Genomic DNA, 21,907 nt, shown 5'->3' on the forward strand with positions numbered 1-21,907 from the left:
CACCTTGAAAAGGGCGGATTCCGGCGGAAAAAGCGGTCCGACACACCACACCGGACGCGGGCGAAAGTCAAGCCGCGATAGGGCGGAGCGTGCAGCCGGCAGGGCCGGAATGCGACATTTGGAACGCTATGAAACACTCTGCGCGCCCCTGTTCACTGTTCCATTCGCCGCTGTGCCGGCCGTCGAAACCGAGTTTAACACTGCGGCGGCTGCGGGATAAGCGGAGCGGTAAAATCGGGCCGGGACGAGCCCCTCCCCCCATCCGCGCGGACGGCCGCCTCGAGAAACGCGTCGCCTTCGCGCTTCGGCGGACTTTCAAGCACCCGTTCGGTCGTGTATGAAGCAACCATGACGCTCATCACGACAACCGACGCCCTCCAGGCCTTCTGTCAGTCGCTGGCAGGGACCGAATACATCACGGTCGATACCGAGTTCCTGCGGGAAAAGACCTATTGGCCGCAACTGTGTCTCGTCCAGGTCGGCGGGCCCAACGGCGCGGTCGCCATCGACCCGCTGGCCGAGGGCATCGACTTGGCGCCGCTGTTCGCGCTGATGAGCGACCCGTCGGTGCTGAAGGTGTTCCACGCCGCCCGACAGGATGTGGAGATCTTCTGGCATCTGTCCGGCCAGATCCCGCATCCGCTGTTCGACACCCAGGTCGCGGCGATGGTCTGCGGCTTCGGCGAAAGCGTGGGCTATGAAACGCTGGTGACCAAGCTGGCCGGCGCACGCATCGACAAGTCCAGCCGCTTCACCGACTGGTCGCACCGCCCGCTGACCGAGCGGCAGCTGACCTACGCCCTGTCCGACGTCATCCACCTGCGCCCCGCCTACGAGAAGCTGAAGCGCCGCCTCGCCCGTTCCGGCCGTTCGCACTGGCTGGAGGAGGAAATGGCGATCCTCACCGATCCGGCGACTTATCAGGTCGATCCGGAAAGCTCCTACCTGCGGCTGAAGGTGCGCACCAACAAGCCGCGCTTCATGGCGATCCTGAAGGAGCTGGCGGCATGGCGCGAGCGCGAGGCCCAGCGCCGCGACCAGCCGCGGTCCCGCATCCTGCGCGACGAGGCCCTGCTGGAAATCGCCGCCCATGCCCCGACCACCGTCGATGATCTCGCCCGCACCCGCGGGCTGGGCCGCGGCTTCGCCGAGGGGCGCCAGGGCGCCGACGTGCTGGCCGCGGTGAAGGGCGGGCTGGACCTGCCGGACAGCGCCCTGCCCCGCGTCGAGCCGCGCGAGGAGCCGCCGCCCGGCCTGCAACCGATCGTCGAGCTTCTGCGCGTCCTGCTGAAGATGAAGTGTGACGAGAACAATGTCGCGGCGAAGCTGGTCGCGTCCTCCGCCGATCTCGAGGCTCTGGCGGCCGACGATGGCGCAGACATTGCGGCGATGCAGGGATGGCGGCGCGAACTGTTCGGCAATGATGCGCTTGCCCTGAAGCACGGAAAGATCGGACTTGCGGTCATAGATCGCCGCGTCCGCATCGTTCCTGCTGGCGAACCACGCCCGTCGTCGGCTCCGCCGGAACCGGAAACTTGACCTTTTCGGATGGCGTCGCTTCGATGACTGTGGCGCCTTTTGCTGCGGTCCGGGTACCTCCTGCGCCCGGACTTCAGCCTTAAGGGCTTTTTAAAGAAAGTTACCGTTAAGATCGGTTCGGCTTCGCAGCATCGAGCGGACCGGGGTATGCCGACCGAGGCATGCCCGGCCTGGCGGCCTGCCGACAACGCCACCCGGGCAGACTGGCCCGGATGGAAAACAAAAGGCTGCCGAACAACGAGCGGCCGAAGATCCGGGTGGTTGGCAGGCGTGACGCTTGTTGTGGGAGTGAGCAAGGTATGAGCAAGTTTGGCGGCAGACCACCCATTGGACGGGACCGTGTCCGGCTTTCCACCACGGAGAAGCAGGCCGCCGTCGCCGCCGCCAAGGATCAGAAGCCGGACTTCGACAACGACAAGCTGCTGAATCTGCTGCGGTCGGCGAAGAACGAACTGCAGGGCATGCGTCTCATCCACATGCACCTGTCGCTTTTGAAGGACCGCGATCCCTCCAGCCAGATGATGGTGCGGTCCATCATCCAGGAACTGGGGACCAAGGCGTCCTATCTGCAGTCCTTCAACATTTCCAACGGCGACGTCATCATCCTCTACAAGGGGCTGAAGCTGACCGGCGTGACCGACGTCTGCCAGACGGTCGAACAGGTCTTCCTGTCGAAGACGACGCTGACGGGCCCCAACCCCTATAAGGAATATTCGCTCTACTCGATCATGGAACTGGCGTTGAACTTCATCAACGTCATCCGTTTCATCGAGGAATTGCAGGCGAGCGAGACCGGCAACCACGTCACCGAGACCAAGCCGCCGATCACGCTGGAAGAACTCGGCAAGCTCGAACGCTCCATGCAGATGTTCGACCTGTCGCCCTTCCTGTTCAACCAGGGCATCGCCAACATCGGCAGCGGCGAAGCCGAGATGGAATATTTCGAACTCTACATCTCGATCAAGCTTCTTCAGGAGCGGCTCTGCCCGGATTACGACATCACCGCCAACAAGTGGCTGTTCAACTACTTCACCGCCAATCTCGACCAGTCGGTGCTGCGGGCCCTGAACCATGGGCTCAGCTTCATGCGGGGCCGTCGGATCGGCATCAACATCAACCTGTCCACCGTCATTTCGACCGGATTCGTGAAGTTCGACGAGCGGCTGCCGATCGACTTCCGCGGGCAGGTGGTGCTTGAGGTGTCGAAGGGCGACCTGATCGAAAACCTGTCGCTGTTCAACGAGGTGGTGGAGTTCGCCCAGGACCGCCGCTACCAGATCGCGGTCGACGGGCTGAACCCGTTCTGGGTGACGAATTTCGACCTGGAATATCTGAACGCCGACTACGCCAAGATCTTCTGGTCGAACGACATGCTGGAGATGGACCCGTCGTTCGAGAAGTATTTCCGCGACCGCATCGCCGAACAGGACCGCTGCAAATTCATCCTGGCCCGCTGCGACAGCGTCACCAGCCTGGTCTATGCCCACAAGATGGGGATCAATCTGGTCCAGGGCCGCGCAGTCGACAACATCATGCGCAAGGGCGTCAGCGTTCGCGAGGCCATCGCCCACGCGAAGGTGGACTGAGCGCGTTCAAGTCTTGCGCGGGGCCTGCCGAAGCAGACCGTCGGTCCAGGCCGGGGGAAGAAGAGCGAGCAGCCAGACCGCGGCCATCATCGGCCAGGGGAAGGCGATCCGCGCCCGATTGCGCTCCAGCCCGCGGCGGATGACCCGGGCCGCGGCATCGGTCTCCATCAGAAACGGCATCGGGAAGCGGTTCACCGCCGTCATCCGGCTTTTGACGAAGCCCGGACAGATGACCGAGACACCGATCCCCTCCCCGGCCAGATCGCCGCGCAGCGCCTCGCCATAGACCCGGACCATCGCCTTGCTGGCGCAATAGGCGGGCGCGCTGGGAAGGCCGCGGAAGCCGGCCAGCGAGGCCATGATGGCGATCTGTCCGCTCCGCCGCTCCCGCATCGCCGGAAGCAGCGGGTGGATGCTGTTCAGAACGCCGTCGATGTTCACCGCCAGGATGCGCCGCGCCTGCTCCTCCGTCTCGCCGCCATCGCCGGTGCCCGCCGAAATGCCGGCATTGGCGATCAGCAGGTCGACCGGCAAGGTCGCATCGACCCGGGCCAACCAGTCCGCCATCGCCTTGCGGTCGGCCACATCGATCGCCTTCGTCTCGACCAGGGCACCGGCGGCGCGGCAGCGCTGCGCCACGCCTTCCAGCCTTGCAGAGTCGCGGCCGGTCAGGGCAAGTCCCAATCCGGGGGCGGCGTACAGGACAGCGAGGGCTTCGCCGATGCCGCTGGAGGCTCCGGTGATGACGATGGAACACGGCTGTTTCATGGGATGTGCGCCCTGCCCGTCGGCCGCCCGATGGCGCCGAAGCTTGTTGTGGGGTGACGTCGCGTTTATAAGCACGACATCATTCGACACCGCTTTTCAAGTGAGGCCGCCGTTGTCAGCCCATCGCCCCGTCATTGCCAGCATGACCGGTTTCGCACGCGTCGACGGGCACGGCGACGGCTATTCCTGGACCTTCGAGGCCAAGAGCGTCAATGGCCGCAGCCTGGATCTGCGCTGCCGCCTGCCGTCCGGCTTCGACAGCGTCGAGGCGTCGGCCCGGGCCGACGTGCCGAAGCGGCTGGCCCGTGGCAACGTCAACCTGACGCTGACCGTCAACCGCGCCCAGGCGGTGTCGCAGCTGCGCATCAACCGCGAGCTTCTGGCCCAGGTCCTGGAGATCGCGCGGGAGATCGAGGGGGCCGGGGCCGCCGCGCCGAGGCTGGATTCGCTGCTGGCCGTCCGCGGCATCATCGAACCGGTCGAAGAGGATGAAACCGAGGCGCGCGAGCGTGTCGAGTCGGCGTTGAAGGGCGACCTGTCCAAACTGATCGACCAGCTGGCGGTCAACCGCCTCGCCGAGGGAGCGCGCATCGCCGAGGTGCTGAACGGCCATCTCGACGAGATCGCCCGGCTGGTGGATGCGGCGTCGGCCTGCGCCTCGACCCAGCCGGAAGCGCTGCGCGAGAAGCTGCGGACCCAGGTCGCGGCGATCCTCGGTTCCTTCCCCGCCCTGTCGGAGGAGCGGCTGGCCCAGGAGGCGGCGATCCTGATCGGCAAGGCCGACGTGCGCGAGGAGCTGGACCGCCTGCGCGCCCACATCCAGGCCGCGCGCGACATGATGGCGGAGGGCGGCGCCATCGGCCGCCGGTTCGACTTCCTGTGCCAGGAGTTCAACCGCGAGGCCAACACGCTCTGCTCCAAATCGGCGGATGTCGAACTGACCCGCATCGGCCTGTCGCTGAAAGCCTCCATCGAGCAGCTTCGCGAGCAGGTCCAGAACATCGAATGACGACCTTCTTCGAATGACAGGCAACTGCGAGTGACCGCCATGGCTGCGACCAACACCTCCCCGATCCACCGCCGCGGCCTGATGCTGGTGCTGTCCTCCCCGTCGGGGGCCGGCAAGACCACCATCGCCCGCGGGTTGCTGGACCGCGATGCCGGCATCACCATGTCGGTGTCGGTGACCACCCGCGCGATGCGTCCGGGCGAGGTCGAAGGGCTGGATTACTACTTCATCGATCAGCAGCGCTTCGACCGCATGGCGGAGACCGGCGACCTGCTGGAACATGCCCGCGTCTTCGGCAACTGCTATGGCACGCCGCGGGTGGCGGTGGAGGACGCGCTGGGCGCCGGCCGCGACGTGCTGTTCGCCATCGACTGGCAGGGCGCGCAGCAGCTGGCGCAGAACGCCCGCGACGATCTGGTCAGCGTCTTCGTCCTGCCGCCGTCGGTCAGCGAGCTGGAGCGCCGCCTGCGCGGCCGCGGCCAGGATTCCGAAGAGGTCATCGCCAACCGGATGGCGAAGGCGTCCAACGAGATCAGCCACTGGCCGGAATACGACTACGTCATCGTCAACAGCGACGTGACCGAGAGCATCGCCGCGGTCGAGTCCATCCTGCATGCCGAACGGCTGCGCCGCCGCCGGCAGATCGGCCTGCCGGAGTTCGTGCGCAGCATTCAGGATACGCTCTAACTGTTTGAGCGATAACTACTTGTTCGGAAACGGCTTCGCCCGTACCTTGATTTCATGGTCGGGCGGGCCTTCGCTGCCGTCCGGCTGCTTGCCGCGGTAATAGCCCTTCTGCCAGCGTTCCTGTGCCGCGGTGCTGCCCGGAGTCCGCAATTCGTTGTTGAACTGGCTGCGCGAGGTCGCCCAGGCGCGGTACTGCGCCGCGGTCTCCGGGTCGCTGTCCAGGTCGCGAACCTCCGGCGTCAGGCTTTCCACAAGACCGCGCTGGATCGGCATGAGATGGGCGAAGGGTTCGCCCTTTTCCCAGGTCACCGGCACGCCGGCAGCGGTGAACTTCCAGTTCATGGTGAAGGGGTAAGGCGACCAGTCGGTCTCGATGATTCCCGACAGGCCCAGGATCCCGTGTTTCGGATGGTTCAACGGGCCGGTGACCATCAGGTTGACGCCCGGCGGCGTGCGGAACAGGGCCGCGACATGGAAGGTCAGGACGCCGCTGCCGAAATGGCTGGCCGGCAGCAGGGGATGCGGCTCGTCGGCCGTGACGGCGATGGCATCCAGCCCCGTTCCGCCATCCCACACGGCGGTGACCCGCACCGGGCAGCAGACCTCCCACCCGTGCATGCTGGCGATGTTCAGCGGCAGGCAGCGGTAGCCGTACTGCTCTGGCAGGGCGTCGATCCAGTCGCGGGTCGGGCGGGCCGGGCGGATGTCGGGCATCGCGCCCGAGAGGGGATAGGCGATCAGCGTCATGGCGTCGCATCCTGACAGACTTCTTTATCCGGTGTAACCCTAGTGCTCCAATGGTCACAACCGGTTTCGCGACCATCCGGATTACTCCTGGCTCGACGTCAGGCATTGCGTCGACGAACAATACTCCAGTATGACTGACTTGTTGTATTAGAGTTCGTTTGATTAGCGAACCGTATCGTCACGCGCCGTCGGGCGGCGGATGCGGCGTCGCGCGCATGGGGTGGAACAGGGCGATGATCGGCAAACTTCACAGCATCAAGGCAAAGCTCCTGATCCTTCAGGGGCTGTTCCTCGTCGCCATTCTGGTGGGCGGCATCTGGTCCGCGACATCGAAGCGCGAAACCATGGTGGAGGGCTACCGCAACTCCATCCAGGCGGTGGTCCAGACCTCGCTGTCGATCATGAAGTCCTATGACGCCCGCGCCGCCAAGGGCGAGTTCAGCCGGGAGGAGGCGCAGACCCTTGCCAAGGGTGCGCTACGGGCCCTGCGCTTCTTCGGCAACGAATACATGTTCGGGTACGAATTCGACGGCACCAACGTGTTCCACGGCGTGCGTCCCGACCTGGAGGGCACCCGCAAGCTCGCCGACTTCAAGGACAGCAACGGCGTGCTGGTGATCCGCGGCCTGATCGATTCGGCCCGCAGCGGCGACGGAACCCTGATCTACAATTTCCCCAAGGCCGGCGGGACCGAGCCGATGCCGAAGCTGGCCTATGCCGCGATCTATGAGCCGTGGGGCTGGATGATCGGCACTGGCGTCTACATCGACGATGTCGATGCCGCCTTCCGTGCCACGCTGATCAAGACGCTGGTGGTGACGCTGGCGGCGGCCCTGCTGCTCGGGCTGTTCGGTTTCCGTCTGGTGTCGCGCATCGGCAAGGGGCTGGACGGCATCGCCCACGCCACCGACCGCATCGCCAAGGGCGATCTGGCCGCCCAGGTCGCCGGCGCTGACCGTGCCGACGAGGTTGGGGCCCTGGCCCGCTCGGTCGAGACCCTGCGGCTCAGCGCCATCGAAGCCGAGGATTTGCGCCGCCGCCATGCCGCGCTGGAACGGGAAGCCGAGGAAGGCCGCCGCGCCACCATGAGGCGGCTGGCCGACGAGTTCGAGAGCACGGTCGGTGCGCTGGTCCATTCCGTCGCCGAGTCGGCCGGACAGCTGACCCACACCTCGGGCGAGATGAGCTGCGGGGCGGAGCAGACCACACGGCTGATGGATGGCGCCGCCCGCGCCGCCGGGACCACCTCCGGCAATGTCCAGGCGGTGGCGGGCGCCACCGAGGAACTGGCCGCCTCCATCCGCGAGATCGCCCAGCAGATCGCCGAGTCGACAACCGGTTCCGCCCGCGCCGTCGAGGATGTGCGCCGCACCTACGCCCTGATCGAGCAACTGGACGGCGTCGCCCGCCGCACGGTGGAGGTGGTGGACCTGATCCGCTCCATCGCCGAGCAGACCAACCTGCTGGCGCTGAATGCGACCATCGAGGCGGCCCGTGCCGGCGAGGCCGGCAAGGGCTTCGCCGTGGTCGCCAGCGAGGTGAAGAATCTCGCCAACCAGACCGCCAAGGCGACCGACGACGTGCAGGCGCAGATCGCCGCCATGACCGACGCCACCTCGTCCGTCGTCGAGGCGATGCGCGGCGTCGGCGGCGCCATCGAGACGGTGAACAACGTCGCCTCCAGCATCTCCGCCGCCATCGAGGAGCAGGGCGCGGCGACCCGCGACATCAGCCAGAACGTCAACGAGGCGGCGCAGGGCGTCAGCTCGGTGTCCGACAGCCTGAACCTGGTGTGCAGCCACGCGACGGCCACCGGCCAGGCCTCCGCCGAGGTGGCCGCTGCCGCCCGCACGGTGGGCGAACGCGCCGACCGCATGCTGGGCGAGGTGTCGGCCTTCGTCGCCCGCATCCGGCAGGGCTGACCGTCCACCATGGCGGGGAGGGATGTTCTACCGGATGCATTCGGTAAAATTCCGCGCTATGGATGGGGCAGCCAATCGCCGGATATGACGCCATGACCATCCCCTCCCCCGCCGCAGCCGCTCCCACCGTCGCCCGCCGGGGCTGGCTCGACGAGGCTCTGCGCCGGATCGAGGCGGACGTGAACCGCTCCGCCGACACCCACCTGCTGCGGATGCCGATCCCGGCGGCGCAGGGGATCACGCTGTACCTGAAGGACGAGTCGACCCATCCCACCGGCAGCCTGAAGCACCGGCTGGCGCGGTCGCTGTTCCTCTACGCGATCTGCAATGGCTGGGTGCGCGCGGGCACGACGGTGATCGAAGCCTCGTCCGGCTCCACCGCGGTGTCGGAAGCCTATTTCGCCCAGCTGCTGGAGCTGCCCTTCGTCGCCGTGGTGCCGCGCAACACCTCGCCGGCCAAGATCGCGCAGATCGAGTTCTATGGCGGCCGTTGCCATATGGTGGAGCGTGCGTCCGAGGTCTGCGCCGAGGCGCAGCGGCTGGCCCGCGACTGCGACGGCCATTTCATGGACCAGTTCACCTATGCCGAGCGCGCCACCGACTGGCGCGGCAACAACAACATCGCCCAGTCGATCTTCGAACAGCTGGCGCAGGAGCCGCATCCGGTGCCGGACTGGATCGTCTGCGGCGCCGGCACCGGCGGCACCTCGGCCACCTTCGGACGCTATGTGCGCTATCGCCGGCTGCCGACGCGGGTTTGCGTCGCCGATCCCGAACATTCCGCCTTCTTCGCCGGCTTCCGCGACAACGATCCGAAGGCCAGCGTCGGCCGCGGTTCGGGCATCGAGGGCATCGGGCGCCCGACGGTGGAACCGTCCTTCCAGCCGACGGTGATCGACCGGATGATCCGCGTGCCCGACGCCGCCAGCATCGCCGCCGTCTGGGTGCTGCGCGACCGGCTGGGCCGCGCCTGCGGCGGTTCCACCGGCACCAATCTGGTGGGCGCCATCGAGCTGATCGCCGGGATGATGCGCGAGGGCCGGCAGGGCAGCGTCGCCACGCTGATCTGCGATCCGGGCGACCGCTATATGGGGACCTACTTCAACCGCGACTGGCTGGAGTCCGCCGGGCTGGACATCGATCCCTGGTGCGAGCGGATCGACGCCTTCTTCCGCACCGGCGCCTGGAGCGGCGACGGTCTGGACTCGGCCGAGCGCTGAGGGGGAGCCTGTCACCATGACCCGCATGAGAATCCGCATCGACTTCGAAAGCGGCGGCTCGATCGGGCCGGGCAAGATCGCGCTGCTGGAGCAGATTCGCGGCACCGGCTCCATCTCCGCCGCCGGACGGGCGCTGGGCATGTCCTACCGGCGGGCGTGGCTGCTGGTGGACGACCTGAACCGCATCTTCAGCGAACCGGTGGTGAGCGCCGCCGTCGGCGGCAAGCATGGCGGCGGCACGGTGCTGACCGCCTTCGGCGAGCAGGTGATCGACCATTACCGTGCGGTCGAACGCGAAGCGCATGTGGCGACCGCCCACCGGCTGGCGGCGCTGGCGGCAGGGACCAATCCCGATTACGGCGCGGGCAGTCAGGTCGATGACGGGAGCTTCGCGAACGATCCCGCCGTCGGGCCCGGATGCGGACCGGAGAAGTAACCGGGCCTCACGACAACGAAAAAGGCCGGGCAATTCGCCCGGCCTTTTCATGTCTGCACGCCGGAACCGGCTGTGCGAACAGCGTCTATGCGAACGCCTTGTACGCAATCAGCGTGAAGGTGTCCCGCACGCCGGGCAGGGTCTGCACATGCTCCGTCACGAAGCGGCCGATGTCGTCGTCCTGCTTCAGGTAGCACTTCATCAGCAGATCGTACTGGCCGGAGATGGAATGCACCTCCGACACCTGTTCGATCAACTGCACAGCCTGATCGGCGACCTCATAGGCGCGACCGAGATCGCACTTGACCATGACGAAGATGGTCTGCACGGGCTCAGCCCTCCTGCGACGGATCGGTCGAGGTTTCGCTGGACGGACGCGGACGGGCCGAGCGCAGCATGAAGGCCGGCATATGGTCGCCGAAACCGATCACCTGCACGTCGTCATCGTCGTCATCACGGCGGCGGCGGCGATCACGGTCACGATCACGGCGGGGATCGCTGTTGCGGCGGGATTCGGCGGCAGCCAGCGATTCGCGGGGCTGACGCTCCTCACGGACAGGACGCTCTTCACGCATCGGGCGCTCCTCACGGACAGGACGCTCCTCACGCACCGGACGTTCCTCGCGGGCGGCGCGCTCTTCGCGGGGAGGAGCGGCTTCCTCGCGCGGGGCGCGCTCTTCACGGGCACCACGGGGCGGACGGGCTTCCGAACGGGAGTCAGGCTTGGCGCCACGGCCGCCACGGCCGCGGCCACGCCCGCGGGAGCTGCTGTCTTCCTCGCCGAACTCGGCCGTCTCCAGGCCGTCGATGGCGATCATGGGGATCTCCCGCTTGATGAGGCGCGTGATCGCGCCGACCAGTTTCGTGTCGTCGGGCGTCGCCAGCATGAAGGCACGGCCCTGCTTGCCGGCGCGGCCGGTGCGGCCGATCCGGTGGACATAGTCGTCGGGGGTCAGCGGCACGTCGAAATTGAAGACGTGGCTGAGGCCCTGGACGTCGATGCCGCGGGCGGCGACGTCGGAGCAGACCAGCAGCGTGATCTCACCCTGCTTGAAGCGTTCCAGCGTCTCGGTCCGCTTGGACTGCACCATGTCGCCATGCAGCGCGCCGACATTGAAGCCGTGGCGTTCCAGCGACTTCTGCAGCACGGCGATGTCGCGCTTGCGGTTGCAGAAGATGAAGGCGTTCTTGACGTCCTCGGTCTGCAGCAGATGGCGCAGCGCCTTGCGCTTGTCCATCTCATGCACGAGGCTCAGGGCCTGGGTCACCGTTTCCGCCGGCGAGGCGGGCGGAGCGACGGATATCTCAAGCGGCTGGGTCAGGAAGGCATCGGCCAGACGGCGGATTTCCGGCGGCATGGTCGCCGAGAAGAACAGGGTCTGGCGGTTCTTCGGCAGCTTGCTGACGATGCGCTCGATGTCCGGGATGAAGCCCATGTCGAGCATGCGGTCGGCCTCGTCGATGACGAAGACCTTGATGTCGTTCAGCATGATGTTGCCGCGCTCGAACAGGTCGATGAGACGACCCGGAGTCGCGATCAGCACATCCACGCCACGGTCGAGCTTCTTCACCTGTTCGGTGAAGGTCTCGCCGCCGATCAGCAGCGCCATGCTGAGCTTGTGGTACTTGCCGTAGGTCTCGAAGCTCTCCGACACCTGGGCGGCCAGCTCGCGCGTCGGCTCCAGGATCAGCGACCGCGGCATCCGCGCGCGGGCACGGCCCGACGCCAGGATGTCGATCATGGGCAAGGTGAAGCTCGCCGTTTTGCCGGTGCCCGTCTGCGCGCAGCCCAGCACGTCGCGGCGTTGCAGGACACAGGGAATTGCCTGTTCCTGAATGGGCGTCGGTTGGGTGTAACCCTTGTCCTCGATGGCGCGCAGGACGTCAGGGCCAAGCCCAAGTTCCGAAAAAAGCATCCAACCTGTTTCTGTTCTGGAGTGCGGAAATCGAGCGTTCGACGCCCGATGCCTGGATGAGGCCGAAGAATAGGAAGTCAAAGCTACATGTCAATAGATCCGATGTTCGCAGACCGAAAATTGACGCGAAAATACGCCGCGTTGGCGAAATGGGTCCCCTGCGCTAGGCTGTCGTCCGGCAACACCGCGAGTCGCGGCGCTTGCCGGCCCCCTGAAACGGGGGGGCCCGCTTCAAATGGAACGGTCGAGAGCATTTGATGATTCTTCGTGCCCAGGACTCGGTGCTGGTGGTGGTGGATGTGCAGGAACGGCTGCTGCCGGCCATCCACGACTCCGCCCGCGTCGTCCGCAATGCCGGAATGCTGTTGAAGGGCGCTGCCGCCCTGTCGGTGCCGGTGCTGCTGACCGAACAATATCCGCGCGGCCTGGGACCGACGGTGGAGGCGGTGCGCGCCGACCTGCCGGCCGGAACCCCGGTGATCGAGAAGATCACCTTCGGCTGCACCGGCGAGCCGGCCTTCAACGCCGCGCTGGCGGAGCTGAAGCGCCCGCAGATCGTGCTGTGCGGGACGGAAGCCCATGTGTGCGTGATGCAGACGGCGCTCGGGCTGCACCAGCAGGGTCATGCGGTCTATCTGGTGGCCGACGCCGTGTCGTCGCGCACGCCCGACAACCGTGCCATGGCGCTGGAGCGGATGCGCGCCGCCGGCGTGACCATCGTCACCACCGAAATGGTGCTGTTCGAGTGGATGGAGCGCGCCGGCACCCCCGTCTTCAAGCTCGTCAGCGCGCTGGTGAAGTGAGCGCAGGAGAAATCCCATGTCCCCGAGCTCCACACATCCGAACTCCACGTCCGCGAACTCCGGACGCCGCCCCGCGCTGATCCTGTTGCCCGGCATGCCGCTGGACGCCGCATTGTGGGACCATCAGGTCCGGCATCTCGGCGAGGTGGCGGATCCGCAGGTGGTCGAGCTGGCCGACTGCGACAGCATCGCGGCGATGGCCGGCAAGGTGCTGGCCCAGGCGCCGGAACGCTTCGCCGTCGCCGGCCTGTCGATGGGCGGCTATGTGGCGCTGGAGATTCTGCGCCGGGCACCCGAGCGGGTGGAGCGGCTCGCCCTGCTCGACACCAACGCCCGCCCCGACACGGCGGAGGCAAGCGCGACCCGGCGGGAGGCGGTGGCGCTCGCCCGCCAGGGCCGCTATGGGCAGGTCATCCGCGCCGCCCTGCCCCGCCTGATCCATCCAGAGCGGCTGGCCGACGATGGCTTCGTCCGCTCCGTCCTGGCGCAGATGGAACGGGTGGGCGTCGACGGCTATGCGCGGGAACAGGAGGCGATCATCAACCGGGTGGACAGCCGGCCGGGTCTTGCCGCCATCCGCTGCCCGACGCTGGTCGTCTGCGGCCGGCAGGACATCCTGACTCCGCCGGCCCTGCATGAGGAGATGGCGGAAGCCATTCCCGGCGCGCGGCTGGTGGTGATCGAGGAGTGCGGCCACCTGTCGGCGATGGAACAACCGCAGGCGGTCACCGCCCTGATGCGTGACTGGCTGCTGCGGGACTGAACTTTTTCAGCAGTCCGGTCTGCCGCAGAGCAGATCCGACCGCTGGCTCGGGAACAGCGAGAAGGTCATGTCGCTGATCAGGCTGCGGAAATCCGGATCGTCCGGTCCCTGCGGCCGGTCGAGCCATCCGGTGGCGGAGGTCAGCGCGCCACCCGACCGGCAGAACGCGCCCTGAACGATGATCGGTCCGCCCGGCGGAGCGGTCGGGATCGGCCCTTCGGTGCAAAGGGCCGAGTTCAGCGTGTTTTCCGATACGTTGAAGGCCAGCACCACCTTGTAATCGCGCCGCGCCGTGTCGTTGGGCGTGGTGGTGAGGTTGGTCCTCACGCCGAACACCCGGTCCTGCATGTGGGGCAGAACCTTCTCGGCAAAGCGGTCGGGCGTCAGGCCGAAGGGGTTGCCGTGCAGGACCACCCGAAGGTCGCGGTCGCTCGCGGCATAGGCGACCTCGCTGCGCGTGTAGGCGGATGTCGGCTCGCTCGCCACCACCCGCTCGTTGGTGCAGGCGGCGAGACCGGAAGCGCCCAGCAGGAGGGCGGCAAGCGACGGAAGCATGCGCATGGTCTAATCGTCCGTTGGGGTCGCTGGCCCCCATATGGGGAACGTCGTGGCCGGAAGCGAGTGGACCGACCGATGCCCTGCCGATCCAACCCGCTTCCCCTTCAACAGTCGAAACAGGAGAGAAGCTCCAGCGCCTAAACGTCGATGTCGTCGGCCTTCACGAACTTCGCATTGTCCTGGATGAACTTGAAGCGCAGCTCCGGACGCTTGCCCATCAGATCCTCCACCAGCGACCGCGTGCGCTCGCATTCCGGCTTTTCCTCCGGATCGGCGGCGTTGGGCACGACCACGCGCAGAAGCGACCGCTTGGACGGGTCCATCGTCGTGTCGCGCAGCTGGGCCGGCATCATCTCGCCCAAACCCTTGAAGCGGCTGATGTCGGGCTTCTTGCCCTTGAACATCTTCGACAGCAGCTCGTCCTTGTGGGCGTCGTCGCGGGCGTAGACCTGCTTGTTGCCGTGGCTGAGACGGTAGAGCGGCGGCAGGGCGAGGTAGAGGTGGCCCTCCTGGATCAGCCCCGGCATCTCACGGTAGAAGAAGGTCATCAGCAGCGAGGCAATGTGGGCGCCGTCGACATCGGCGTCGGTCATGATGATGACCCGCTCGTAGCGCAGTTTGTCGGTCGAGAAATCCTTGCCGATGCCGCAGCCGAGCGCTTGGGTCAGGTCGTTCAGCTCCTGGTTGGCCTTCATCTTGTCGACCGACGCGCTGGCGACGTTCAGGATCTTGCCGCGGAGCGGCAGGATCGCCTGGGTCTCGCGCTGGCGGGCCTGCTTGGCGGAGCCGCCGGCCGAGTCACCCTCCACCAGGAACAGCTCGGTGCCCTCGGGTGAGTTGCGCGAACAGTCGGCCAGCTTGCCGGGCAGGCGCAGGCGGCGGGTGGCCGACTTGCGCGTCATTTCCTTGGACTGCTTGCGGCGCGCCCGTTCCTCGGCCTTTTCGATCAGCCGTTCCAGCAGACCGTTGGCGCTCTGCGGATCGCCGGACAGCCAATGGTCGAAATGGTCCTTCACCGCGGTTTCGACGAGGCGCTGGGCCTCCGCCGTCACCAGCCTCTCCTTGGTCTGGCCTTGGAAATGCGGTTCGCGGATGAAGACGGACAGCAGGACGCAGGCGTCGCCCATCACGTCGTCGGACGTGACCTGACCGGCGCGCTTGTTGTTGGTCAGCTCGCCATAGGCCTTCAGGCCGCGGGTCAGCGCGGTGCGCAGGCCGGCCTCGTGCGTGCCGCCCTGCGGGGTCGGCACGGTGTTGCAGTAGGTGTGCGAAAAGCCCTCGTCATCGTCGGGCCACGCCACCGCCCATTCCACCCGGCCCTGGCCGTTGGGGAAATCGAGCGCGCCGGCGAAGGGCAAGCGAGTCAGGGTCTTGCGGTCCTTCAGCGCGGCGTTCAGGTAATCCTGAAGCCCGCCGGGGAAATGCAGGGTTTCCGACGCGGGCGTGGTGGCGTCAACCGACAGCAGGGCCGGATCGCAGCTCCAGCGGATTTCCACGCCGCGGTAGAGATAGGCCTTGGAGCGGGCCAGCCGGTACAGCCGGTGCGGTTCGAAATGAGCGGTCTCGCCGAAAATTTCCGGGTCGGCGTGGAAGCGGATGGTGGTGCCGCGCCGGTTGACGTTGCCGCGATGGGCCAGCGGCCCCTGCGGCAGGCCGCGGCTGTACTCCTGCACGTAGAGCTGCTTTTCGCGGGCGATCTCGACGGTCAGCCGGTCCGACAGGGCGTTCACCACCGACAGGCCGACGCCGTGCAGGCCGCCCGAGGTCTGGTAGACCTTGTTGGAGAATTTGCCGCCGGAGTGCAGCGTGGTCATGATGACCTCCAGCGCCGACTTGCCCGGATATTTTGGGTGGTCGTCGATGGGGATGCCGCGACCGTTGTCGCGCACCATCACCGTGTAGTCGGCAGTCAGCTCCAGGTCGATGCGGCTGGCATGTCCGGCCACCGCCTCGTCCATGGCGTTGTCCAACACCTCGGCCACCAGATGGTGCAGCGCGCGGTCGTCGGTGCCGCCGATATACATGCCCGGCCGGCGCCGGACAGGCTCCAGCCCCTCCAGAACCTCGATGTCCTGGGCGGAATAGCTGTCGGCCTTGGGGGCCGTGTTCTCGAAAAGATCGCTCATGACGGGATGATAGGAATTTCGTCAGGGGTGCGCAAGCGCATCCTGGGCCGCTTATACTGCGTCGCCACATGGTTTTGTGGGCAAAATTTTTATGACGCCGGAGGAAGCATGAGCGCAGCGGACGTATACGACTTCGACAACGGCCCTGCCCTGCGGGCCATTGCGATGCCGGCGGACACCAATCCGAACGGCGACATCTTCGGCGGCTGGCTGCTGGCACAGATGGATCTGGCCGGCGGGACAGTGGCGGTGCGGCGCAGCCATGGCCGCGTCGCCACCGTCGGGATCGAGGCGATGACCTTCCACAAGCCGGTCTTCGTCGGCGACGAGGTCAGCTGCTTCGCCCGGATCGAGAAGGTCGGCCGCACCTCGCTGCGCGTCCGCATCGAGACCTGGGTGCGCCGCGAACGGTCCGGCTCCGACCCGATCAAGGTGACGGAGGGCGTCTTCACCTATGTCGCCATCGGCGAGGACCGCAAGCCGCGCGAAGTGCCTCCGGAGTAAGGCGCCTCAGGCAGCCGGCGCCTTGACGAAATGCTGGTGGCCGTGGTCGCACTGGCCGCGGGCGTGCTTGTCGTCGCAGCTTTCGCCGGAGGTCAGGCCGATCCAGGCGTGGAGCGTCGTCGGGTCGAAGCCGGCCTCGCGGCGGTCGCCGACCTGGATCAGCGGGCGGCGGATCAGGTCGCGGTCGGTCAGCATCGCCGCCAGCGCGGCAGACTCGTCAAGGGCGTCGGGCATCACGGTACCGGACTTCACTGCGGCGGCACGGCGGTTGAACCAGGCATCGACCTCTTTGTCGCCGAAGAAGGCGCGCAACTCGGCAGCGGTCAGCTCGGCGGTGGCGAGGTCGCGGTCTACCAGCCGGTGGCCGGCGGCGGCCAGTTGCTGCTTCTGCCTGGCGTTCGCCGGGCAACCGGCCAGTCCGTAGAAAATCACTTCGGCCATGGGACACTCCGCTGCTGGATGGGCGGTCCTGATCCAGGGGGCAATCAGGACCGATTTCGTCCAGTCTAACGGCGGTGCTGCATGAAAAAGGGCGCGACAGAATGCCGCGCCCACATTTTTTCTATGGGTATTCAGAAACGTACCGCAGAACTTACTTCTGGAGGCGCTTCAGCGCGTCCTCGACATACTGGTTGGTGTAGGTCTTGGACAGGTCGATGCTGGCGGACGCCACCGCCGGGTCGAAGGCCTTCAGCACCTTCAGCGCGGCATCGGCACCCTCCTGGGTGAAGCGGCCGTCCGGCGAGTAGGTCGGCTTGGAATGCTCGAAGGCCTGGGCGTAGAGCGACTTGTTGCCCAGGAAATACTCCTCCGGCAGCACCTTCAGCACGTCGTCGGTGCTGGCCTTGTTCAACCACAGCATGGTGCGGACGAAGACGTCGGCCAGCGCCTGGGTGGTCTTCGGGTTCTCCTTGATGAAGTCCGGCTTCATGTAGAGCACGGCGGCGGGATAGGGGCCGCCATAGACGTCCATCGTGCCCTTCTCGGTCCGGGTGTCGGCCAGGATGGTGATGTCGCCGTCGGCCTGGGCCTGGCTGATCACCGGGTCCAGATTGACGATGGCGTCGATCTCGCCGCGCTTGATCGCCGCGATGGCGCTGGGGCCGCCGCCGACGCCGATGACCGAGGCATCCTCCGGCTTCAAGCCGAGCGAGGTCAGCACATGGTTCAGCATGAAGTTGGTCGATGAGCCGGGGGCGGTGACGCCGACCTTCTTGCCCTTCAGGTCCTGCACCGACTTGACGGTGCCGGACTTGTTGACCGATGCCAGGACGATGCCGGGATAGCGGCCGAGCTGGGTCACCGCGACGATGGGCTGGCCCTTGGCCTGCATCTGGATGGTGTGGTCGTAGGCGCCGGTCACGACATCGGCGGAGCCGCCGACCAGCGCCTGAAGGCTCTTGGCGCCGCCGCCGAAGTCGCTGACCTCGACGTTCAGCCCGGCGTCCTTGAAGTAGCCCAGCCGCTCGGCCAGCGTCAGCGGGAGGTAATAGAGCAGCGGCTTGCCGCCGACGGCGATCTTGATGTCGGTCTTCTCAAGCTTGCCCTGGGCTGCGGCCAAGCCGGAGGTTCCCAGGGTCAGGGCGACCGCGGCGGCCGCGATCAGCGATTTGAGCGTCATTGGTTGCCTCCCTTTTGGATTTTCCTATTGGATTTCAGTGCTGCCCGCCGCCGGTGTCCTGCGGGCGCCAGTGCAGAAGCCGCTTCTCGATCATGGTGACGGCGGCATCGATCAGGACGACGAAGATCGTCAGCACCAGCATGCCGGAGAAGACGCCGACCGTGTCGAACACGCCTTCCGCCTGATGGATGCGGTAGCCGAGCCCGGCGGCGGATCCCAGATACTCGCCCACCACCGCGCCGACCATGGCGAAGCCGACGGCGGTGTGCAGCGAGGAGAAGACCCAGGACAGGGCCGAGGGCAGATAGACGTGCCGGAACAGGTCGCGGGAACTGGCGCCCAGCATGCGGGCGTTGGCCAGAACCACCGGGCTGACCTCCTTCACGCCCTGGTAGACGTTGAAGAAGACGATGAAGAAGACCAGCGTCACCCCCAGCGCCACCTTCGACCAGATGCCGAGCCCGAGCCACAGCGCGAAGATCGGCGCCAGCACCACGCGGGGCAGCGCGTTGACCGCCTTGATGTAGGGGTCGAAGACGATGGAGACCAACGGCGCGCGGGCGAACCAGAAGCCGAAGGCGATGCCGGCCACCGTGCCGATGATGAAGGCCAGCGCGGTCTCCAGCAGCGTGATGCCGAGATGGTACCAGATGACCCCCGAGGCGAAGTCGGCCCAGGTGCGGGCCAGAACCGCCCCCGGCGTGCCGAAGAAGAAGGGGCTGAGGATCTTGGTGTCGGTCAGGACGTGCCAGATCAGGAAGAAGGCGATCAGGACGCCCAGCTGGAGCAGCAGGATGACCGGACGGCTGGGCAGGCGTTTGGCGTGGGATCTCATGATGTCGTCACCGCAGCTTGGTCTGGGCGTAGCCCTTCAGCACCTCGTCGCGCAACTGCGCCCAGATCTCCTGGTGCAAGGCGAGGAACTGCGGGGTCATGCGGATTTCCGCCACGTCGCGCGGACGGTCGAGGCCGATGCGGTATTCGCCGATCAGCCGCGCCCCCGGCCCGGCCGACAGCACCAGCACCCGGTCGGACATGGCGATGGCCTCCTCCAGATCGTGGGTGATGAAGACCACCGACTTGCGGTCGGCCGCCCACAGGTCGAGCAGCTCGTTCTCCATCATCTGGCGGGTCTGGACGTCGAGCGCCGAAAAGGGCTCGTCCATCAGGATGATCTTCGGATCAACGATCAGCGTCTGGGCCAGGGCCACCCGCTTGCGCATGCCGCCGGAGAGCTGGTGCGGGAAGCGGTCGCCGAACCCCTCCAGCCCGACGCGCGACAGCCAGGGCAGCGCGCGGTCCCGCGCCTCCGCCTTCGACACGCCGCGGAACTCCAGCCCGGCGGCGACATTGTCGAGCGCCGACTTCCAGGGCATCAGCGCCTCGGCCTGGAACATGTAGCCGGCCTTCGGATTGATGCCGGTCACCGGCTGCCCGAAGGAGAGCGCCCTGCCCTCGCTGGGCTTCAGCAGGCCGGCGGCGACGTTGAGCATCGTCGACTTGCCGCTGCCGGTCGGGCCGACGATCGACACGAACTCCCCGTCGGCAACGGTGAAGCTGGCACCCTGGACGGCGGTGTAGGAACGCCCCCGGCCGTCGGGTGAGGGAAATGTGCAGGTCACGCCTTCCAGCTGGAGGGCGGGCGCCGCGGCGGCGGCCTCGGCCATGTCGGTGTGGTCCTTATCGTTCGGGCGGTGCACTTTGGTTGGAGGACCATACTGTCCGAAGAGAAGCCTATCGGCAACCGCTTGAGATCTCCGTAGAATCCGAAAGGAGCCATTCCGGAAACGCACCGCTTACGGTGTCAAAGAAGGGACGCGGGGCCTTATCGGTTGCCGTCATGCCCCACCCTCCAGCATCAATGGCATAGATCGAAAGCCAGTCCTTTTCCCTTTGCGGAGCCGACATGCCCACGCTGCCGAAACGCCCGTTGATCGCACTTGCTGTCCTGGCCGCCCTGCTTGCCGTGTGGCTCGGCTTTGCCGCCTGGTACGATCACCACCAGCGGGCGGATGAACGGCCGGCCACCTACAGCGCACTGATCGAACAGGCCGGGCGCGGCGAACTCGGCTCGATCACCTTTGCCAACGGCACCGGCCATGCGGTCGGTACGGACGGCAGCCGCTATCGCGTCGTCATGCCGGTGACCGACGACCTGCTGAAGGAGATGCGCGCCCACAAGGTCGCCATCGCCTTCGACGAGGGTCCCGGCGGATTGATGGCGCAGACGGTTGGCGTGCTGGACCGCGCCGCGCCCTTCGTGGTGGTGGCCCTGCTGATCGGCGGGCTGCTGATGAGCGGCGGGCAGTTCTTCGGCATGGGCCGCGCCACCCGCGTGCGGCCGGAGGACACCAAGACCGTCTTCGCCGATGTGGCCGGCGTGGACGAGGCCAAGGAGGAGCTGCGCGAAACGGTGCAGTTCCTGAAGGACCCGCGCCGCTTCGCCATGGCCGGCGCCCGCGTGCCGAAGGGCATCCTGCTGGTCGGCCCGCCCGGTACCGGCAAGACCATGCTGGCCAAGGCGGCGGCGGGCGAGGCCGGCGTCCCCTTCTTCGCCGCGTCGGGATCGGATTTCGTCGAGATGTTCGTCGGTCTGGGTGCAGCGCGCGTGCGCAGCCTGTTCAAGACCGCCCGCGCCAACGCCCCCTGCATCCTGTTCATCGACGAGATCGACGCTCTGGCCGGCAAGCGCGGCGAATCGACCAGCCATTCGGAACGCGAGCAGACGCTGAACCAGCTGCTGGTCGAGATGGACGGCATCGTGGAAGGCGGCGAGGTGGTGGTGATCGCCGCCACCAACCGCTCGGAAATGCTGGACCCCGCCGTGCTGCGCCCCGGCCGATTCGACCGCCATATCCATGTCAGCCTGCCCGACGTCGCCGGGCGCGAGGCCATCCTCGGCGTCCATGCCGGGCGCCTGACGCTGGCCCCCGACGTCTGCGCCCGCACGGTGGCACGCGGCACGCCGGGCTTCTCCGGCGCTGAACTCGCCAACCTGACCAACGAGGCGGCGCTGTCGGCGGCGCGCCAGGGTCGCGTCATCGTCACCATGGCCGATTACGAGGCCGCCAAGGACCGCGTGCTGATGGGCACCGAGCGCCGCAGCCTCGCCCTGACGGCGCACGAGCGGCGGCTGATCGCGGTGCATGAGGCCGGCCACGCGCTGGTATCGCTGCGCTGCCCGCAGGCCGACCCGATCCACAAGGCCACCATCATTCCGCGCGGCGGCGCCCTGGGCATGGTGGTGCGGCTGCCGGAAGGCGACCGCGTCTCGGTCTCCCGCGCCAAGCTGATGGCCGACATCGCCGTCGCCATGGCCGGCCGCGCCGCGGAGGAGATCGCCTTCGGCGCCGATCAGGTCACCACCGGGGCCGAGGCCGACTTCCGCGCCGCCACCGATCTGGCGCGGCGCATGGTCACCGCCTGGGGGATGAGCGAGGAGATCGGCTTCGTCGCCCATGCGGCGGCGGAGCCGGGAGCCCGGTCCGAACGGACGGCCTGGCGCATCGACGAGGAGGTCCGGCGCATCACCGACGAAGGCATGGAACATGCCCGCCGGCTGCTGCGCACCGACCGCACCGCCCTGGACGGCATCGCCCAGGCCCTGCTGGAGCGCGAGACCCTGACCGGCGGCGAGATCGCCGCGCTGGCCGATGCCCAGACGGAAAGGGCCACGGAGGCGGCTTGAGACTTTGAGAGGAC

At 67.0% G+C, this 21,907-nt stretch carries 21 protein-coding genes; 11 read left to right on the top strand and 10 right to left on the bottom strand.

The window, feature by feature from the left end; translation table 11 throughout:
* Positions 1-348: 348 nt before the first annotated feature.
* Complete coding sequence (gene rnd, locus VH569_RS09375) at positions 349-1,539, top strand: ribonuclease D (RefSeq protein ID WP_423315109.1); 1,191 nt, start codon at positions 349-351, stop codon at positions 1,537-1,539.
* Positions 1,540-1,838: 299 nt separating this feature from the next.
* Positions 1,839-3,125: a hypothetical protein gene (locus VH569_RS09380; RefSeq protein ID WP_423315110.1), complete on the top strand. Its 1,287-nt coding sequence runs from the start codon at positions 1,839-1,841 to the stop codon at positions 3,123-3,125.
* A 6-nt stretch (positions 3,126-3,131) separates the two neighbouring features.
* On the opposite strand, the gene VH569_RS09385 is transcribed toward VH569_RS09380, so the two are convergent.
* Positions 3,132-3,893 (bottom strand): SDR family NAD(P)-dependent oxidoreductase, encoded by a 762-nt coding sequence (locus VH569_RS09385; protein WP_423315111.1) that lies wholly within the window; start codon positions 3,891-3,893, stop codon positions 3,132-3,134.
* Between the two features lie 142 nt (positions 3,894-4,035).
* On the opposite strand from VH569_RS09385, the gene VH569_RS09390 reads away from it, so the two are divergent.
* Together VH569_RS09390 and gmk are read left to right on the top strand one after the other, a co-directional pair.
* Positions 4,036-4,902, top strand: coding sequence for a YicC/YloC family endoribonuclease (locus VH569_RS09390; protein WP_423315112.1), 867 nt, complete (start codon positions 4,036-4,038; stop codon positions 4,900-4,902).
* Positions 4,903-4,941: 39 nt separating this feature from the next.
* Entirely contained in the window at positions 4,942-5,589 is a 648-nt protein-coding gene (gmk, locus tag VH569_RS09395; protein ID WP_391347546.1) for a guanylate kinase, read from the top strand.
* 15 nt (positions 5,590-5,604) lie between these two features.
* On the opposite strand, the gene VH569_RS09400 is transcribed toward gmk, so the two are convergent.
* Positions 5,605-6,336, bottom strand: coding sequence for a DUF6065 family protein (locus VH569_RS09400; RefSeq protein WP_423315113.1), 732 nt, complete (start codon positions 6,334-6,336; stop codon positions 5,605-5,607).
* Between the two features lie 233 nt (positions 6,337-6,569).
* On the opposite strand from VH569_RS09400, the gene VH569_RS09405 reads away from it, so the two are divergent.
* From VH569_RS09405 to VH569_RS09415, 3 genes are all read left to right on the top strand, one after another.
* Positions 6,570-8,258, top strand: coding sequence for a methyl-accepting chemotaxis protein (locus VH569_RS09405; protein WP_423315114.1), 1,689 nt, complete (start codon positions 6,570-6,572; stop codon positions 8,256-8,258).
* 92 nt (positions 8,259-8,350) lie between these two features.
* Complete coding sequence (locus VH569_RS09410; RefSeq protein WP_423315115.1) at positions 8,351-9,478, top strand: PLP-dependent cysteine synthase family protein; 1,128 nt, start codon at positions 8,351-8,353, stop codon at positions 9,476-9,478.
* Positions 9,479-9,494: 16 nt separating this feature from the next.
* Positions 9,495-9,914: a winged helix-turn-helix domain-containing protein gene (locus VH569_RS09415; RefSeq protein ID WP_376959114.1), complete on the top strand. Its 420-nt coding sequence runs from the start codon at positions 9,495-9,497 to the stop codon at positions 9,912-9,914.
* An 85-nt stretch (positions 9,915-9,999) separates the two neighbouring features.
* On the opposite strand, the gene VH569_RS09420 is transcribed toward VH569_RS09415, so the two are convergent.
* Together VH569_RS09420 and VH569_RS09425 are read right to left on the bottom strand one after the other, a co-directional pair.
* Positions 10,000-10,242 (bottom strand): Lrp/AsnC ligand binding domain-containing protein, encoded by a 243-nt coding sequence (locus VH569_RS09420; protein ID WP_085089209.1) that lies wholly within the window; start codon positions 10,240-10,242, stop codon positions 10,000-10,002.
* Between the two features lie 4 nt (positions 10,243-10,246).
* Positions 10,247-11,830 (bottom strand): DEAD/DEAH box helicase, encoded by a 1,584-nt coding sequence (locus VH569_RS09425; RefSeq protein ID WP_423315116.1) that lies wholly within the window; start codon positions 11,828-11,830, stop codon positions 10,247-10,249.
* 257 nt (positions 11,831-12,087) lie between these two features.
* On the opposite strand from VH569_RS09425, the gene VH569_RS09430 reads away from it, so the two are divergent.
* Both VH569_RS09430 and VH569_RS09435 read left to right on the top strand, forming a co-directional pair.
* Entirely contained in the window at positions 12,088-12,633 is a 546-nt protein-coding gene (locus VH569_RS09430) for a hydrolase (RefSeq protein ID WP_423315117.1), read from the top strand.
* Between the two features lie 16 nt (positions 12,634-12,649).
* Complete coding sequence (locus VH569_RS09435) at positions 12,650-13,396, top strand: alpha/beta fold hydrolase (RefSeq protein ID WP_423315118.1); 747 nt, start codon at positions 12,650-12,652, stop codon at positions 13,394-13,396.
* Positions 13,397-13,402: 6 nt separating this feature from the next.
* On the opposite strand, the gene VH569_RS09440 is transcribed toward VH569_RS09435, so the two are convergent.
* Positions 13,403-13,957, bottom strand: coding sequence for a hypothetical protein (locus VH569_RS09440; protein WP_423315119.1), 555 nt, complete (start codon positions 13,955-13,957; stop codon positions 13,403-13,405).
* Positions 13,958-14,091: 134 nt separating this feature from the next.
* The gene (gene parE, locus VH569_RS09445; RefSeq protein ID WP_423315120.1) at positions 14,092-16,080 is read right to left on the bottom strand and encodes a DNA topoisomerase IV subunit B; all 1,989 of its coding nucleotides are present in this window, start codon (positions 16,078-16,080) and stop codon (positions 14,092-14,094) included.
* Positions 16,081-16,188: 108 nt separating this feature from the next.
* Here parE and VH569_RS09450 point away from each other — a divergent pair, with 108 nt between their 5' ends.
* Positions 16,189-16,584 (top strand): acyl-CoA thioesterase, encoded by a 396-nt coding sequence (locus VH569_RS09450; RefSeq protein WP_423315121.1) that lies wholly within the window; start codon positions 16,189-16,191, stop codon positions 16,582-16,584.
* A 6-nt stretch (positions 16,585-16,590) separates the two neighbouring features.
* Here VH569_RS09450 and VH569_RS09455 read toward each other — a convergent pair whose 3' ends face one another.
* The 4 genes from VH569_RS09455 to VH569_RS09470 all read right to left on the bottom strand — a co-directional run bounded on the left by VH569_RS09455 (position 16,591) and on the right by VH569_RS09470 (position 19,872).
* Positions 16,591-17,025 carry an ArsC/Spx/MgsR family protein gene (locus VH569_RS09455; RefSeq protein ID WP_423315122.1) on the bottom strand — a complete coding sequence of 145 codons (435 nt, stop codon included), beginning with the start codon at positions 17,023-17,025 and terminating at the stop codon, positions 16,591-16,593.
* A 151-nt stretch (positions 17,026-17,176) separates the two neighbouring features.
* Positions 17,177-18,205, bottom strand: coding sequence for an ABC transporter substrate-binding protein (locus VH569_RS09460; RefSeq protein ID WP_423315123.1), 1,029 nt, complete (start codon positions 18,203-18,205; stop codon positions 17,177-17,179).
* Between the two features lie 34 nt (positions 18,206-18,239).
* Positions 18,240-19,040 (bottom strand): ABC transporter permease, encoded by an 801-nt coding sequence (locus VH569_RS09465; RefSeq protein WP_377809533.1) that lies wholly within the window; start codon positions 19,038-19,040, stop codon positions 18,240-18,242.
* A 7-nt stretch (positions 19,041-19,047) separates the two neighbouring features.
* Complete coding sequence (locus VH569_RS09470) at positions 19,048-19,872, bottom strand: ABC transporter ATP-binding protein (RefSeq protein WP_377809534.1); 825 nt, start codon at positions 19,870-19,872, stop codon at positions 19,048-19,050.
* 239 nt (positions 19,873-20,111) lie between these two features.
* On the opposite strand from VH569_RS09470, the gene ftsH reads away from it, so the two are divergent.
* Positions 20,112-21,893, top strand: coding sequence for an ATP-dependent zinc metalloprotease FtsH (ftsH, locus tag VH569_RS09475; RefSeq protein WP_423315124.1), 1,782 nt, complete (start codon positions 20,112-20,114; stop codon positions 21,891-21,893).
* The last annotated feature ends 14 nt before the right edge of the window (positions 21,894-21,907 follow it).

The sequence above is a fragment of the Azospirillum sp. 11R-A genome (assembly GCF_049472615.1).
In the GTDB taxonomy this organism is placed as follows: domain Bacteria; phylum Pseudomonadota; class Alphaproteobacteria; order Azospirillales; family Azospirillaceae; genus Azospirillum; species Azospirillum palustre.